Raw genomic sequence first — 16,409 nt, forward strand, 5'->3', positions numbered from 1 at the left:
TTCATTAATCAATTATTCTATAAATTATATTTTTCAAAGTCTTAAAGAGAAAATTCTCATAATAAGCATACTTTGAGTTAGCCTTAATAAAGTCAATCTAATATTTATATAAATTCTATAAATGTCATCTTCGATAAAAGAAATTAGAAATGTTGCAATTATTGCTCACGTAGATCATGGGAAAACAACCCTTGTAGATGCATTGTTATCTCAATCAGGAATATTTAGAGACAATGAAGTCATCCCTACATGTGTAATGGATTCAAATGATCTTGAAAGAGAAAGGGGGATAACAATTCTCTCAAAAAATACTGCAGTCAACTACAAAGATACCAGAATTAATATTATAGATACACCTGGACATGCTGATTTTGGAGGAGAAGTCGAAAGGGTTTTGGGAATGGTTGATGGTTGTCTGCTTATTGTTGATGCAAATGAGGGGCCTATGCCTCAAACAAGATTTGTTTTAAAAAAAGCATTAGAAAAAGGACTCAGGCCTATAGTCTTTGTAAATAAAATCGATAGGCCACGAGTAGTACCAGAAATAGCAATTGATAAGGTCCTTGATTTGTTTTTGGAGTTAGGTGCTGATGATGATCAATGTGATTTCCCTTATCTTTTTGGGAGTGGCTTATCTGGTTTCGCAAAAGAAGAGATGGAATCTAATAGTGACAATATGATGCCTCTTTTTGAAGCTATTATTAGACACGTTCCACCTCCAGTAGGTGATTCTAATAAGCCTCTTCAGCTACAAATAACTACTTTGGACTATTCTGATTTCTTAGGCAGAATAGTAATTGGGAAGATTCACAATGGAACTATAAAAAATGGGCAACTGGCTAGTTTAATTAAAGAAAACGGAAAAACTATTAAAGGTAAGGTTAGTAAGCTTTTAGGATTTGAAGGATTACAAAGAATTGATATTAATGAAGCATTTGCAGGTGATATTGTTGCTGTTTCTGGTTTCGATGAAGTCAATATTGGTGAGACCATAGCATGTCCCGATTCTCCTCATCCTCTTCCATTAATCAAAGTTGATGAACCGACCTTAAATATGACTTTTGTTGTCAATGATTCACCCTTCGCGGGTAAGGAAGGGAAATTTGTTACGAGTAGACAATTAAAAAATAGATTGGAGAGGGAACTTTTAACAAATGTTGCCCTGAGAGTAGAAGAAACTGATTCTCCTGACAGGTTCTCAGTTTCAGGAAGAGGAGAATTACATCTTGGGATATTGATTGAAACTATGAGAAGAGAGGGTTTTGAGTTTCAAATCTCACAACCTCAAGTAATTTTCAGAGAAATTGATAATGTTGAATGTGAGCCTATAGAGACTTTGGTTTTAGATGTACCTGAAGTATCTGTTGGTTCTTGTATCGAAAAACTTGGATCTAGAAAGGCAGAGATGAAAAATATGCAGACAAGTTCAGATGGTAGAACTCAATTAGAATTTCTTGTTCCATCAAGAGGATTAATTGGATTTCGTGGCGAATTCGTAAGGATAACCAGAGGTGAAGGTATTATGAGTCATTCTTTTTATGAATATAAACCTAAAACAGGAGACTTTGAAACCAGAAGGAATGGCGTTCTTATAGCTTTTGAGGAAGGTGTAGCCACATTTTATGCTTTAAAGAATGCGGAAGATAGGGGAGTTTATTTCATTAAACCTGGAGTTAAAGTTTATAAAGGAATGATAATTGGAGAGAATAATCGACCTCAAGATCTTGAGTTGAATATATGTAAAACTAAGCAGTTGACTAATATGAGGTCTGCAGGGGCAGAAGAACTTGATACTTTGCAGTCACCTGTCGATATTACTCTTGAAAGAGCACTCGAATATATTGGTCCAGATGAAATGCTAGAGGTAACACCGGATTCAATAAGAATGAGAAAAATAAATAAAAAGAAAAAAAATTAGTAATTTTTTTTAATGAACGAAGAAAGTACAAAAAGTTTTCAAGATTCCCTTTTTAGAGCTTTAAATCTTTTTAACAAACATGAATGGTATGAAGCTCATGATGCTTTTGAAGAAATATGGAATTCCGTAGATGGTGACGAACGACAAGTTATCCAAGGAATTTTACAGGTATCTGTTTCTCAGTTTCACTTAAGTAAAGGTAATCTAAATGGAGCTACTATTTTGCTTGGAGAGGGTTTAGGTAGAATAAAAACTAGAACCAAGATTGATATAGGGATTGATCTTGAGTCCTTCTGCCAATGTTTGGAAGATTTATTAAGGAAATTACAATATAAAGAACTATTAAACGAGAACGATAAGCCTTTTTTGAAAACTCTTTAATGAATATATCTTTATCTTCAATTAAATTGTTATTATCTATTTCATTTTTTTTTCAAGAAAATAAGAAACCTAATCAATCTCAAGGAAAATGAACCTAAAGATTAATAATGTATCACTTTCAATTAAAGGAAGATTAATCGTAAATGATGTTTCTATAACTGTTAATCCAGGGGAAGTTGTAGGTTTGATGGGACCTAATGGTGCTGGAAAAACTACAACTTTTAATCTTGCAGTTGGGAATATAAAACCGGATAAAGGTAAAATTTTAATGAATGGGAAAAATATAACCAATCTTTCTTTACCAATTAGATCAAGACTTGGGTTAGGTTACTTAACTCAGGAAGCGAGTATATTTAGAGATCTCACTGTTAAGGATAATATAGATTTGGCTTTACAAAATTCATCTTATAGTAGAGCAGCGATAAGAAATAGAAGAGAACAGTTAATTAATGAATTTAATTTGAATAACTTTGTAGATAATTATGGTTATCAACTTTCAGGAGGAGAGAGGAGGAGGTGTGAGATAGCTAGGGCACTCACGGTAGGTAGAAAAGGACCTAAATATTTGTTATTAGACGAACCGTTTGCTGGGATAGATCCCTTGGCTGTTAATGATTTAAAGAAACTAATTCTTAAATTAAGTAGTGACGGGGTAGGGATCCTCATTACAGACCATAATGTAAGGGAAACCCTTTTGATTACAAACAAGTCATATGTATTAAGTGAAGGAAAAATCTTAGCTAATGGTTCATCAAGTGAATTAGCTGATAATCCAATAGTGAAGAAGTATTATCTAGGAGATAATTTCAAACTTTGAAATCCTTTTGCAAAATAAATTAAAACTTAATTATTAAAGATTTACTCATATATAAATGATTTAAATTATTATTTGGATGTCATAGAATAATAAAAAAGGAAAAATTTCCTGGATGATACTAGATAATCTTTTTAAAAATTTAATATATGACCCAGTTTCAGTCTTGGGTATTTTAGTCTTTTATTTTTTATTAGTTAATTTACCAATATCTTTAGGTGCATTTTTCAGGAAAAAGCCTTCTTCTGTTGTAAGACTTATTACGATTTTAGTGAACTTACTCATAACATTACAATTACTTTTTAGGTGGTCAATTTCTGGGCACTTTCCTATTAGCAATTTGTATGAATCTCTTTATTTCCTTACTTGGGGTATTACATTAGGTCAACTATTGGTTGAAAAAGAATACCCAACTCCAATAATTCCCTCAATTGCTATACCTATTGAGTTACTGACTGTGGCTTTTGCTTGTTTTGTTTTACCTGAGGATTTGAAATTATCATCAAACTTAGTTCCAGCTTTAAGGTCTAGTTGGTTAGTGATGCATGTTAGCGTCGTAATGCTTAGTTATGCAGCATTAATAATAGGTTCTTTACTTTCTATGTCCGTTTTGTTTATTAATAAAAATAAGCCGCTTCAAATCAGAAGTAGTTCTACAGGTATAGGAGGATTTAAACTTTCAAATAGCTATCCCGTAAATGATTTAGTTGAACCTATTGAATTTTCTCATTCAGAAGAATTAGATACATTAAGTTATCGTTCTATTTTAGTAGGTTTTGTTCTTTTGACTCTCGGTTTAATTTCAGGTGCAGTTTGGGCTAATGAGGCCTGGGGTACATGGTGGAGTTGGGACCCAAAAGAAACATGGGCATTTATCTCATGGTTGTTTTATGCCGCTTATCTTCATATGAGAATAAGCAAGGGTTGGCAAGGACGCAAACCGGCATTATTAGCCTCTACAGGCTTTTTAGTTGTTTTAGTTTGTTATTTAGGAGTAAATTTTTTAGGAATAGGGTTACACAGTTATGGATGGATATTTGGGTGATTAAGAAATCACCTATCTTATTGATTAAGACTCTGAAAGTACATTCCCTTTTTGTGCTTCTAGTGCAACTTTTCTCAAGTCATCACATCCTTCTTTTAATGTTGGGTAAGCAAACATTCCGCTACCTGCAATAAAACAATTAGCACCAGCATCGGCACATTGTGAAATAGTCCAATTTGCTTTTATCCCTCCATCAACTTCAATGTCGACATTTAAGTTTTTTTCGATAATAAAGTTTCTTATTTCTCTTATTTTATTAAGCATTGTTGGTATGTAAGCTTGTCCTCCAAAGCCCGGATTAACTGTCATAACCAAAACATGATCAACCATATCCATAATGTTTTTAATCATTTCAAAAGGAGTATGAGGGTTTAATGCAACAGAAGGAGATCCTCCTAGATCTCTTATTCTTCCGAGAACCCTATGCAAATGAATATTTGCTTCGGCATGAGCTATTACTACTCCTGGTTCACCATTCGCCCCTTTTGTGGCGTTAACATAAGATTCAAGCATGGTTTCACAGTTGTATTGGCTCACCATTAATTGAGTTTCAAAAGGGACATTACAATATTTCCTGCATGCAGCAATCATTTCAGGACCGAACGTAAGATTTGGTACGAAATTTCCATCCATTACATCAAATTGAATTCTATCTACCCCAGCCTCCTCGAGCTCTTTCACACATGCCCCCATATTTGCCCAATCAGCTGGTAAAACTGAAGGAATTATTTGAATTGGTCTATTAACACCAGCTAAGATTGTTTGATTTGACTCAGTCATTTTATTTTTAAAATATTTAATAAAGATACTATATTTAGTTGTTTATTCCTAATTTCAAGTCACGGCCTGATAAAGTATCAGCTGTAAAGAGTTAAAAAAAGCTTACTAGCATAATAATTCTCATAAAAAATGACATTTTTTATGAGATCATACTCAAAACCTTTAAGAAAATCCTCAAAATTTAATTGTGAATCAAACTTTAATTCAAGAAATTCTCGAAGTTGTCGAGCAAGCTGCTATTGCCTCAGCAAAACTAACAGGACTTGGTCAAAAAGATGAAGCTGATGCTGCAGCTGTCGAAGCAATGAGATTGCGAATGGGCAAAATTGAAATGAAAGGGAAAATTGTTATTGGAGAGGGTGAAAGAGATGAAGCGCCTATGCTTTATATAGGTGAAGAGGTTGGTAGTGGGAGTGGCCCAGGGGTCGATTTTGCAGTAGATCCTTGTGAAGGAACTAATCTTTGTGCCAACAATCAAAGAGGTTCTATGGCCGTTTTAGCTGCCTCTGATACGGGTGGCCTTTTCAATGCTCCTGATTTTTACATGAACAAATTAGCAGCACCTCCTGCGGCCAAAGGTAAAGTAGATATTAGAAATTCAGCTACTGAAAACTTGAAGATACTAAGTGATTGCTTAGGTCTTTCTATTGATGAGCTTACTGTTGTTGTAATGGATAGAACTAGGCATAAAGATTTAATTAAGGAGATCCGAGGATGTGGTGCAAAAGTACAACCGATTTCTGATGGTGATGTTCAAGCTGCGATTGCATGTGGTTTTGCAGGAACTGGAACACATTGCTTGATGGGTATAGGCGCTGCTCCCGAGGGCGTTATTTCAGCTGCTGCAATGAGAGCTCTAGGAGGACACTTTCAAGGGCAACTAGTTTATGATCCAGCAATCGCTCAAACTTCTGAATGGGCAGATTACACAAAAGAAGGAAATATAAAACGTCTCAATGAAATGGGCATAACCGATATAGATAAAATCTATGAAGCTAATGAATTGGCCTCCGGAGAAAATGTTGTTTTCGCTGGAAGTGGCATAACTGATGGATTACTATTTGACGGAGTTAAATTTGAAAGGGATTGTGTTAGGACAAGCAGTCTAGTTATTAGTACATTAGATAGTACTGCAAGGTTTACAAATACTGTCCATATAAAAGATGGTGCTAAGAGTATCAGCCTTTAAAAATTCATTGTTGATATTATGCATATTGTTGTCGTCGGACTGAGTCATCGCACGGCACCTGTTGAAGTGCGTGAGAAATTAAGTATTCCTGACCAATCTATAACAGAATCATTGAAGGCATTAAAAGCTTTCTCTGATGTATTAGAGGTATCAATCTTAAGTACTTGTAATAGGCTGGAAATATATGCACTAGTAAAGGATAAAAATACTGGAATTTCATCTATAAAAGAATTTATATCAGAATATTCTGGAATTATTTTTGAAGATTTAAATCCACATCTTTTTTGCTTTAGACAGGAAGAAGCAGTTTTGCATTTGATGAAAGTCTCGGCAGGACTAGATAGCCTCGTTTTAGGTGAAGGACAAATCCTTTCGCAGGTAAAAAAAATGATGAGATTAGGTCAAGAGAATCAATCTACCGGACCAATTCTTAATAGATTATTAACTCAATCAGTTAGTACAGGTAAAAAAGTAAGATCTGAAACAAATTTAGGAACTGGAGCCGTATCAATAAGTTCAGCAGCGGTAGAACTTGCCCAACTAAAAATAGGCCAAGAAAAGGGTTTCGATACTCTTGTAAGTTTGGAATCAGAGAATGTTCTTGTTGTTGGCGCGGGAAGAATGAGTAGGCTTTTAATAACTCATCTAAAATCTAAAGGATGTCATAAACTTATCATTCTAAATAGAAATATTGATAGAGCATTAAATCTTGCTAAAGACTTCCCTGATTTAGAGATTGTTTGTAGAGGTTTAAACGAATTAGAAGAAAAAATATCACTATCTTCCATTGTTTTTACCAGTACTGCTTCTGAAGAGCCAATTATTGATCTCGCAAAAATTGAAAAATTAAATTTGAGTAATAGACTTAAATTTATTGATATTGGTGTACCGAGAAATATATCTAATGATGTAAAACAACATGAATTTGTAAAATCATTTGATGTTGATGACTTACAAGAGGTCGTTTCAAGAAATCAAGAATTTAGACAGAAAATAGCAAAGGAAGCGGAATCTTTAGTAGAAGAAGAAAGGATCATTTTTCTAGAATGGTGGGCAAGTTTAGAGGCGGTTCCAGTAATTAATAAACTTAGATCAGATTTGGAGTTAATTAGAAAAGAGGAATTGCAAAAAGCACTTAGCAGGATGGGACCAGATTTTTCGGCTCGAGAAAGAAAAGTTGTGGAAGCTCTTACTAAAGGAATTATCAATAAAATACTTCACACGCCTGTTACCAAGTTGAGAAGTCCTCAATCAAGAGAAGAAAGACAAGTTTCTTTGAAAATCGTTGAAAAATTGTTTTCTTTGGTAGAAGAGGATAAAAATAACTAACTTTTTTCGATTTATATTAAGTTTTTCCAGTGATTTATCGAAATACCTTCGTAAACTGACCATTAGTATTTCTAAATATGCCCATAATCAGTTACTTTAAGTAGTTGTATATCTACCTCCATTAGATTTAATGAAGCGTGTGTTGGCCATAATCCTCGGAGGAGGAAAAGGTTCTAGACTTTACCCTTTAACAAAAATGAGGGCTAAACCTGCTGTGCCCTTGGCAGGTAAGTATCGTTTAATAGATATCCCAATTAGTAATTGTATAAATTCAGGCATTGAAAAAATGTACGTATTGACCCAGTTCAATAGTGCATCTCTAAATAGACATATAGGAAGAACTTATAATTTAAATGGCCCTTTCGGCCAAGGATTTGTGGAGGTTTTAGCCGCGCAGCAGACACCTGATAGTCCCAAATGGTTTGAAGGTACTGCTGATGCTGTAAGAAAATACCAATGGTTATTTCAAGAATGGGATGTTGATGAATATTTAATTTTGTCAGGGGATCAACTGTACAGAATGGATTACAGTTTATTTGTTCAACATCATAGAGATAATGGCGCTGATTTAACTGTTGCAGCTTTACCTGTGGATGAAGCTCAAGCAGAAGGTTTTGGCCTCATGAGAACCGATGATTTAGGAAATATAAAAGAATTCAGTGAAAAGCCTACTGGAGAGAAGTTGAAGGCAATGGCAGTAGATACTTCAAAATTTGGATTAAGTAAGGATTCAGCTGCCGAGAAACCTTATCTAGCCTCTATGGGGATTTACGTTTTTAGCAGAAATACTCTTTTCGATCTTCTTAATAAATTTCCTAATTATACAGATTTTGGTAAGGACATAATTCCAGAAGCCCTCAATAGAGGCGATACTCTTAAAAGTTATGTATTCGATGATTATTGGGAAGATATTGGTACCATTGGGGCATTCTTTGAGTCAAACCTTGCATTAACTGAGCAACCAAAACCCCCATTTAGCTTTTATGATGAGAAATTTCCAATTTATACAAGACCTAGATTTCTCCCCCCTTCTAAACTTGTAGATGCTCAAATTACTGATTCAATAGTTTGTGAAGGTACAATCTTGAAGTCGTGCAGTATTTTGCATTGTGTTTTAGGAGTTAGAAGCAGGATTGAAAGTGATTCGGTTCTTGAGGATACTCTTGTTATGGGAGCCGATTTCTTTGAATCACCTGAAGAGAGGATTGAATTAAGAAAAGGAGGCGGAACTCCTCTTGGAGTAGGTGAAGGAACTACTGTAAAAAGAGCAATTCTTGATAAAAATACAAGGATTGGTGATAATGTCGTTATCATCAATAAAGATCGAGTAGAAGAAGCAGATAAGCCAGAATTAGGCTTCTATATAAGAAATGGAATTGTTGTTGTAGTTAAAAATGCAACGATTGCAAACGGAACTGTTATTTAAATCTTTTCGATCATTTTTCGCTGACATAAGTATTTTTTTTGAGCAATTTCGTTGAGTTGTAGGCACACTATATTTATTGAGTTTTTTAATTTTTTATGTCCAAGGCACATTTTGGTTTAATAGGTCTTGGTGTTATGGGCGAAAATTTAGTTCTTAACGCAGAGAGAAATGGATTTTCTAGTGTAGTTTTTAATAGGACTTACTCAAAAACTGAAGAATTTTTACAAGGTCGCGGTCTTGGGAAGAATATAGAGGGAGCTGAAACTCTCCAAGAATTTGTTAACAAGCTAGAGAGGCCTAGAAGAATCCTAATGATGGTAAAAGCTGGACCCGCGACAGATGCTGTTATAGACAATATTTCTGGATATCTCGAGGAAGGAGATTTATTAATAGATGGCGGTAATTCTCAATTTAAAGATACAGAAAGAAGGGTAAATACTCTTGAAAGTAAAAGTTTTGGATACATTGGAATGGGAGTATCAGGTGGTGCCAAAGGAGCTCTAGAAGGCCCAAGTATGATGCCTGGCGGTACTAAGGCTTCATATGATGCAATAGAAAGCTTATTAACAAAAATGGCTGCTAAAGTTGAAGACGGACCATGTGTTGCATATGTTGGACCAGGAGGTTCAGGTCATTTTGTGAAAACTGTTCATAACGGAATTGAATATGGAATTGAACAAATACTCGCAGAAGCTTATGACCTTATGAAGAGAGTCAAAGGTATGAATGGACAGCAGATGTCAGAGGTATTTGGTATTTGGAATAATACTGATGAATTAGCTTCTTATCTTGTTGAGATAACAGAGATTTGTCTAAATACAAAAGATGAGATAACTGGAGATGATGTCGTGGAAAAAATATTAGATAAAGCTGGCCAGAAAGGTACAGGGTTATGGACTGTTGTAAGTGCTCTAGAGCTGGGGGTATCAGTCCCAACTATTTATGCATCTTTAAATGCAAGAGTAATGAGTTCTTTAAAAGAGCAACGTAGTGAGATTGAAAAAACTATTCCATCTAAAGAGATAGAGGATTTTGATTTAGGAAATATATCAGATGGAATGAAACCTTTATTTGATGCTGTAGTCCTTGCCACAATTGCTAGCTATGCCCAAGGTATGGATATTTTAAGAGAAGCATCTGCAGTATATAATTATGGTTTGAATATGCCGTCAATTGCTCAAATATGGAAAGGTGGTTGCATAATTAGATCAAAATTATTAGGTAAAATTCAAGATGCTTATAACAAAGACCCTAATCTAAAAAATTTAATTTTTGATGATTGGTTTAATAATGAAATTTCGACAAGATTAGATAACTTAGCTAAAGTTGTTTCTCTATCCACAAAAGCTGGTATACCAGTCCCATGTTTATCCAGTACTCTAGATTATTTGAATAGTTATAGAACCAATAGACTTCCTCAGAATCTTGTTCAGGCAATGAGAGACTGTTTTGGCTCTCATACATATGAAAGAATTGATAGGGAAGGTAGTTTTCATACTGAATGGATGAAATGATTGAAAAGGTCAGAAATGGATACACCTTAAATATATACAAAGACAAGTTAGAACTATCAACGACGGTTTTTAAGTTTATTCAAAGCCACATTATTCATACTTTAAAAAAGAAAGACAGGTTTAAATTTTGTGTAAGTGGAGGTTCAACTCCCAAATCTGTGTATCATCTCTTATCTAATAGTGATCTTCGATGGGATATGGTTGATGTCTTTTTAGGAGATGAAAGATGTGTTGATCCAAATTCAGAATTAAGTAACTCGTTAATGTTGAAAAACTCTTTGTTAACTAATTTCGGATCTAAAGCTTATTTTTATGAAATTTTCAATGATTTAAACGCTGATGATGAAACTACAAAAAATCAATTTATTTCTAAATTATTTGAAAAATGCGGATCAAATCCTCCCTCCTTTGATTTAACTTTATTAGGTCTTGGGGACGATGGTCATACAGCTTCTCTATTTCCTTATCAAAAAAATAATAATGTAGATGATTTTGTGATTTTTAATGAAGGCAAAGGATTAAAAAGAATTTCATTAACGCCAAAGGTCCTTTCAGCCTCATCAAAGATAGTATTTTTAGTTAGTGGAGCTTCTAAAAGAATTGCTCTTGAGAGGTTATTAGATGAAAAAGAGCCGCCAGATAGAACACCATCAAAATTAATAAAATCTATTAATCAAATTTCAATATTTTGCGATCAGGATTCAGCAAAAGAATTAGAAATTTAGTTAAAGTCTATTAATAATTTAAATTATTTAATGAGTAAGAAAAAATTTTTATTCCAGAAAAAGGAGTTCGATGGATGGAAAACATTAAATGATACTGTTATGGGCGGATCAAGTTCAGCTTTTTGTGAAATTTCAAATTCTGGTTTGTTATTAAAGGGTAACATTGTCGAAAAAGCTGGAGGATTTGTTAGTTGTAGATCGCCTATTTATAAACCATCTTTAAACGTATCTGAATATTCATCTTTCGAATTAAATATTGACGGACAAGGAAGAACTTTTAAATTTGCTGTTGCTTGTGAAGATGATCTTCTTGGACTAACCGAATTTATTCCTGGTGGTCTTAGATGGATTAAATCATTCCCAACAAAAAAATTCGGAACAACAAATGTTCAAATTCCGTTTAATGCGCTAAAACCTTCAGTAAGAGCTAATAAGGTACGGTTCCCATTTAAATTTAAGCCCTCTAAAATTAGAAGATTGCAACTACTACACTCTAAGTTTGGTGATGATGGATTACTTAATAATGAGTTTAAACAGGGTTCCATAAAAGTTTTAATTAAATCAATAAGTGTTATTTGAAAATCCATCTAAAAATATAGAGAGCTTAATCGCTAAGTCAGCAGATTTAACAAATAAACCTTTTGTTCATTCTGTCGTAAAAACAAATGGTGAATACGAAATCGAGGAAGAAGATATTGATTTGAGGGTTAATATCTTATGTCGAGATAAAGAAGGTAAAAGATTAGAAATTTACGATCTTGAATTAGAACTTTTTAAATCAAATAAAGAGTTAGTTTTAGTTATCTCTAAGCTTAATTTTCCTGATGAACCAATATTGTGGTGTGGAGTTAAAACATTGTGGATGAATAGCAATAATGGAAAAAAATGCAACTCACCAAAATACAGCGCTAGATTGGAAAACCTAGCAAATAGGATAAAAAGCTTTATTGATTAATAAATAAACTTTCAGCTGATCTATAAATCAGTAACAGCCCCTAAACTTGATGTGCTTACGATTCTCGAATATTTTGAAAGAATTCCTCTTTTGTATTTTGATGTAGGCTTAACCCAATCCTTTTTTCTTTTTTCTAATTCTTCGTCAGATAAATCAACTTCAATTAGTTGTTTTACAGCATCTACTGTAATCAAATCACCTTGTTTTATTAGAGCAATATTTCCGCCAACAGCAGCCTCTGGGGCTATATGACCCACAACCAGACCATAAGTACCTCCGCTAAATCTGCCATCGGTAATTAAGGCCACCTTCTCTCCGAGGCCTTGACCAACAATTGCAGATGTTGGAGCTAACATCTCTCTCATACCTGGACCTCCTACAGGCCCTTCGTTTCTAATAACAACAACATCACCAGCTTTGATATCATTATTCAATATCGATTTTAAACAATCCTCTTCACTTTCAAAAATCTTTGCTGGACCTGTTAATACAGGGTTTTTTACTCCGCTAATTTTGGCTACAGAACCTTCGCTCGCTAAGTTGCCTTTTAATATCGCTAAATGTCCTTTTTTATAAAGAGGGTCATCTATATCTCTTATGACATTTTGATTTGTTGGAGGCTTATCTGGAATATTCTGTAAGTATTCTGAGATGGTTTTGCCTTCAATGTTTTTGCAATCGCCATGAATTAATCCTGCATTCAAAAGTATTTTCATCACTTGTGGAATCCCACCTGCCTTATGTAGATCTACGGTCACATATTTACCACTGGGTTTAAGGTCACAAATAACGGGTACTTTTTGCCTGATTCTCTCAAAATCATTAATATTGATATCTATTCCTGCAGTATTCGCAATAGCTAAGATGTGTAATACCGCATTTGTTGATCCGCCAATTGCCATAATTACTGATATTGCATTTTCAAATGCTTTTTTAGTCATTAGGTCTAAAGGTCTTATATCTTTTTCTATTGCAGAGACTAATATCTCAGCACTTTTATCTGCACTTAGTTCTTTTTCAAGATCTTCAGCAGCCATAGTGGAACTGTGAGGAAGACTTAACCCTAATACTTCAATAACAGCGGACATTGTATTAGCGGTAAACATTCCTCCACAGCTACCAGCACCAGGAATACAATTTTTCTCAACTTGGATTAGCCTTTCTTCATTAATTTTGCCTGATGTTAATTGTCCAACAGCTTCAAATGCGCTAACAACAGTAAGATCTTCTCCATGCAATTTCCCAGGCTTTATTGTCCCTCCATAAATGAAAATTGAGGGAATATTCATTCTTGCAATCGCAATCATGGCACCAGGCATATTTTTATCACATCCACCTATAGCAAGTACTCCATCCATACTCTGAGCATTGCATGCTGTTTCAATTGAATCAGCAATAACTTCTCTTGAAACTAGGGAATATTTCATGCCCTCTGTTCCCATAGAAATTCCATCACTTACTGTTATAGTCCCAAACATCTGAGGCATCCCACCTGATCTTTTTATTGACTCTTCGGCTTTTAGAGCTAACTTATTTAAACCCAAATTGCAAGGTGTTATGGTGCTGTATCCATTTGCAACTCCAATAATAGGTTTATTAAAGTCTTCATCATTAAATCCAACAGCTCTTAACATCGATCTGTTAGGGGATCTTTGCACACCTTGTGTTATTGCAGATGATCTGAGTTTATTCATATTATTTGAGAACCTTTTTTATTCTATTGCCCTAACTCTTCAAGTTGCTTCCTCACATCAGCAATTGCAGAATTAAGTTGCTCAACTTTCTTCTCCAGATTCTCTCCTTCAACTTCATTTATATTTTCATTTGAATCAATCGCTTCTGAACCGTCTTGAATTCTGGAAGAATACATCATTGCTTTTTGTTTTTTTTCCTCCTTTCTTTTGTCTGCTTCGGATATTAGCCACCAAGCTAGACCAGCTGCTCCAATAAAAGCACCGCTTATTAATGATAAAAGATTATTTGAAGACGAATCTCTGTATTCAGACATTGGTAAAATATTTACTCCTATATTCTATATTAGTTCTTATCTTGAAATATAGTACTTAAACGCGATAGAGGATTCCCAATCCCCGGTACTAATAATTGTGTTTTTTCGTCTTCCTCATCTATGCAAGAAGTGTAAATTACCTGATTAGGTAGTATTTTCGCGATTTCATTTAACCCTTTATTTGAGCAAATAGCTGTTATTAAAAGAATCCTATTTGAATCAACACCTAATTCCTTTAATTTAATTAAAGTTTCTAATGTTGTTGATTTTGTCGTTATTTGTTCTGAATAAAATATAACTCCTTCATTTGATTCAATAGTTTTAGGAAGTTCTCCTAATGAGAGGGTTGAATTAGGAATTACTTCTTTAGATCCAAACCAAAGAGATAACCCTTCGGGCAACATTGCGAGCACTTTTATTGGATAATCATTATTAATAAAGAATCCATCCGCTTCTCCATTATCAGTATTTACTATTTCTTTTTTATATGGCAGCCAATTACGTAATGCTTCATATGTAAGCCATTTCCCTAATTGCTCATATCCTGTTGAGTACAAAATTTTTGGAGTATTTTTTTCTCGCAATATTGAAAGCCAATGTTTTATTAATGGATGAGGAGGAACAATAACCTTTAGTGACATTGCCATATATTTTCCTTTAAAATACTCTTACAAACTTTAAATACTTAAGTTCTAAAATACAGTCTTATTATGATTAAATCAATCGCTTTCCCCTCACTAAAGAATGCACTAATTACTTTGTTATTCGTTGGGATTTTATTTTTTAATTCTGTAAATTCTGCATGGGCTAAAAGACCTCCTGAGATTAGAAATCAGCAAGACCTTAATTTAGAGCCAGATATGCATGGTCAAGACTTAAGCGGTAACGAATACGTTAAGTTTGATTTGAATGGGTTTAATTTCAGTGAAAGTAATTTAGAAGGGGCGGTGTTTAATAATAGTAAATTGCAAAACTCAAAGTTTACTGGAGCAAATTTAAGAGATGCACTAGCTTATGCAACAGACTTTACAGATGCTGATCTTTCGGATGTTAATTTTACTAATGCCTTATTAATGGAGAGTAATTTTGAAGGTGCAAAAATAGATGGTGCAGATTTTACGGATGCTGTTCTTAGTCGTACACAACAAAAACAATTATGTGCGATTGCTAATGGCACAAATAGTTCTACAGGTGAGAGTACGGAATATAGCTTAGGTTGTTAATCATAAAAGATGAAAAAAAAAATTCCAGTTATTGTTGTTTCGGGATTTCTTGGTTCAGGTAAAACAACTTTTCTAAGATATCTATTAAAAGAGAGTAATAAAAAATTTGGTTTAATAATTAATGAATTTGGTGATGTTGGAATTGACGGTGATCTAATTAAAAGTTGTGATAAATGTGATGAATCTGAAGAAAACTGCGTTATCGAATTAAACAATGGATGTTTATGTTGTACTGTTCAAGATGATTTTGTTCCATCAATAAAAGCTCTTCTAGAATTTAATCCTCCTATCGAATCAATAATTATCGAAACAAGTGGCTTGGCATTACCAATTCCCTTAATTCAAGCACTTAACTGGCCTGAGATTAGGACTTCCATCTATCTTGATGTAGTTGTTGGTATCGTTAATGGAGAATCAATGCTTAATGGTTCTCCAATTAATGATTTAAATAAAATAACAAAACAATATAATGATACAGATAGAATTGATCACAACGCTTCTATTGAAGAACTTTTTGAGGAACAACTTGAAGTCTCTGATATCGTTTTAATCTCTAGATCAGATATCTTAAATGATCATCAGTTTGATGTTGTAAAAAATAAAATTCAGGGAAGTCTAAACTCATCTACACCAGTCCTTAAATCCAAGAATGGCAAAATTGATTTAAATTATCTATTTGACTTTAATTTTAAAAAAGAGACTTATAAAGAATTTTTAACTGAAGAACATGACCATAATCATGTAGAGCTTGTATCAGATTTAATTAAATCAAATTATTTCCTTGAAAAAAATGACTTTGAAAAAGAGATGTCAAAAATCTTGGATGAATTAAACATTCTTCGAATAAAAGGACGTATTTGGATACCAAATAAATCATTGCCTTTACAAATACAAATTGTTGGAAAGAAAATTATTACTTGGTTTGAAGAAGCTCCAGACAATTGTTGGAGACCAAATGATAATGCTGGGCTTGAATTAGTAATAATTTCCTTTGATGAAAAATCTATAAAAACTTTCAATAGAAAAATTAAAGAGAAATTTAAGATTTTAAGTGAACCAAAAATAGCAATTTGACATTATAGTTAGCTGTCGAGATACTAAA

General features: G+C 33.7%; 17 protein-coding genes. 13 read left to right on the forward strand and 4 right to left on the reverse strand.

What is annotated here, in order from left to right:
• Window positions 1–121: 121 nt before the first annotated feature.
• From typA to ccsB, 4 genes are all read left to right on the forward strand, one after another.
• Window positions 122–1,918, forward strand: a complete 1,797-nt coding sequence (gene typA / locus EV02_RS08025; protein ID WP_032518761.1) for a translational GTPase TypA — start codon at window positions 122–124, stop codon at window positions 1,916–1,918.
• A 12-nt stretch (window positions 1,919–1,930) separates the two neighbouring features.
• Entirely contained in the window at window positions 1,931–2,299 is a 369-nt protein-coding gene (locus tag EV02_RS08020) for a DUF309 domain-containing protein (RefSeq protein WP_032518762.1), read from the forward strand.
• An 88-nt stretch (window positions 2,300–2,387) separates the two neighbouring features.
• Window positions 2,388–3,116, forward strand: coding sequence for an LPS export ABC transporter ATP-binding protein (gene lptB / locus EV02_RS08015; RefSeq protein ID WP_032518763.1), 729 nt, complete (start codon window positions 2,388–2,390; stop codon window positions 3,114–3,116).
• Window positions 3,117–3,228: 112 nt separating this feature from the next.
• Window positions 3,229–4,158 (forward strand): c-type cytochrome biogenesis protein CcsB, encoded by a 930-nt coding sequence (ccsB, locus tag EV02_RS08010; protein ID WP_032518764.1) that lies wholly within the window; start codon window positions 3,229–3,231, stop codon window positions 4,156–4,158.
• A 24-nt stretch (window positions 4,159–4,182) separates the two neighbouring features.
• On the opposite strand, the gene rpe is transcribed toward ccsB, so the two are convergent.
• Window positions 4,183–4,938 carry a ribulose-phosphate 3-epimerase gene (gene rpe / locus EV02_RS08005; RefSeq protein WP_032518765.1) on the reverse strand — a complete coding sequence of 252 codons (756 nt, stop codon included), beginning with the start codon at window positions 4,936–4,938 and terminating at the stop codon, window positions 4,183–4,185.
• 187 nt (window positions 4,939–5,125) lie between these two features.
• Here rpe and glpX point away from each other — a divergent pair, with 187 nt between their 5' ends.
• The 7 genes from glpX to EV02_RS07970 all read left to right on the forward strand — a co-directional run bounded on the left by glpX (window position 5,126) and on the right by EV02_RS07970 (window position 12,076).
• On the forward strand, window positions 5,126–6,127 hold the full coding sequence (glpX, locus tag EV02_RS08000) for a class II fructose-bisphosphatase (RefSeq protein WP_025890675.1): 1,002 nt from the start codon (window positions 5,126–5,128) through the stop codon (window positions 6,125–6,127).
• Between the two features lie 18 nt (window positions 6,128–6,145).
• Window positions 6,146–7,456, forward strand: coding sequence for a glutamyl-tRNA reductase (locus EV02_RS07995; protein ID WP_032518767.1), 1,311 nt, complete (start codon window positions 6,146–6,148; stop codon window positions 7,454–7,456).
• 130 nt (window positions 7,457–7,586) lie between these two features.
• Entirely contained in the window at window positions 7,587–8,882 is a 1,296-nt protein-coding gene (locus EV02_RS07990; RefSeq protein WP_032518768.1) for a glucose-1-phosphate adenylyltransferase, read from the forward strand.
• A gap of 95 nt (window positions 8,883–8,977) precedes the next feature.
• Complete coding sequence (gndA, locus tag EV02_RS07985; RefSeq protein ID WP_032518770.1) at window positions 8,978–10,396, forward strand: NADP-dependent phosphogluconate dehydrogenase; 1,419 nt, start codon at window positions 8,978–8,980, stop codon at window positions 10,394–10,396.
• Window positions 10,384–11,121, forward strand: a complete 738-nt coding sequence (gene pgl, locus EV02_RS07980) for a 6-phosphogluconolactonase (RefSeq protein WP_032518772.1) — start codon at window positions 10,384–10,386, stop codon at window positions 11,119–11,121. The genes gndA and pgl overlap by 13 nt, the downstream gene beginning before the upstream one ends.
• A 30-nt stretch (window positions 11,122–11,151) precedes the next feature.
• Entirely contained in the window at window positions 11,152–11,700 is a 549-nt protein-coding gene (locus EV02_RS07975) for a CIA30 family protein (protein WP_032518774.1), read from the forward strand.
• A complete protein-coding gene (locus tag EV02_RS07970) occupies window positions 11,690–12,076 on the forward strand; it encodes a hypothetical protein (RefSeq protein WP_032518775.1) in 387 nt (128 codons plus the stop codon). The genes EV02_RS07975 and EV02_RS07970 overlap by 11 nt, the downstream gene beginning before the upstream one ends.
• Window positions 12,077–12,096: 20 nt before the next feature.
• Here the strand turns inward: EV02_RS07970 and ilvD are convergent, their stop codons facing one another.
• From ilvD to EV02_RS07955, 3 genes are read right to left on the reverse strand one after another with little or no spacing between them, the layout of a single operon-like run.
• Window positions 12,097–13,770 (reverse strand): dihydroxy-acid dehydratase, encoded by a 1,674-nt coding sequence (gene ilvD / locus EV02_RS07965; RefSeq protein WP_032518776.1) that lies wholly within the window; start codon window positions 13,768–13,770, stop codon window positions 12,097–12,099.
• A 23-nt stretch (window positions 13,771–13,793) separates the two neighbouring features.
• Window positions 13,794–14,084: a hypothetical protein gene (locus EV02_RS07960; RefSeq protein ID WP_011376338.1), complete on the reverse strand. Its 291-nt coding sequence runs from the start codon at window positions 14,082–14,084 to the stop codon at window positions 13,794–13,796.
• Between the two features lie 29 nt (window positions 14,085–14,113).
• Window positions 14,114–14,731 (reverse strand): uracil phosphoribosyltransferase, encoded by a 618-nt coding sequence (locus EV02_RS07955; protein ID WP_032518777.1) that lies wholly within the window; start codon window positions 14,729–14,731, stop codon window positions 14,114–14,116.
• Window positions 14,732–14,794: 63 nt separating this feature from the next.
• On the opposite strand from EV02_RS07955, the gene EV02_RS07950 reads away from it, so the two are divergent.
• Window positions 14,795–15,307: a pentapeptide repeat-containing protein gene (locus EV02_RS07950; protein WP_032518778.1), complete on the forward strand. Its 513-nt coding sequence runs from the start codon at window positions 14,795–14,797 to the stop codon at window positions 15,305–15,307.
• Between the two features lie 9 nt (window positions 15,308–15,316).
• On the forward strand, window positions 15,317–16,381 hold the full coding sequence (locus EV02_RS07945; protein WP_032518779.1) for a GTP-binding protein: 1,065 nt from the start codon (window positions 15,317–15,319) through the stop codon (window positions 16,379–16,381).
• The last annotated feature ends 28 nt before the right edge of the window (window positions 16,382–16,409 follow it).

The organism is Prochlorococcus marinus str. SB, from assembly GCF_000760115.1.
In the GTDB taxonomy this organism is placed as follows: Bacteria; Cyanobacteriota; Cyanobacteriia; order PCC-6307; family Cyanobiaceae; genus Prochlorococcus_A; species Prochlorococcus_A marinus_D.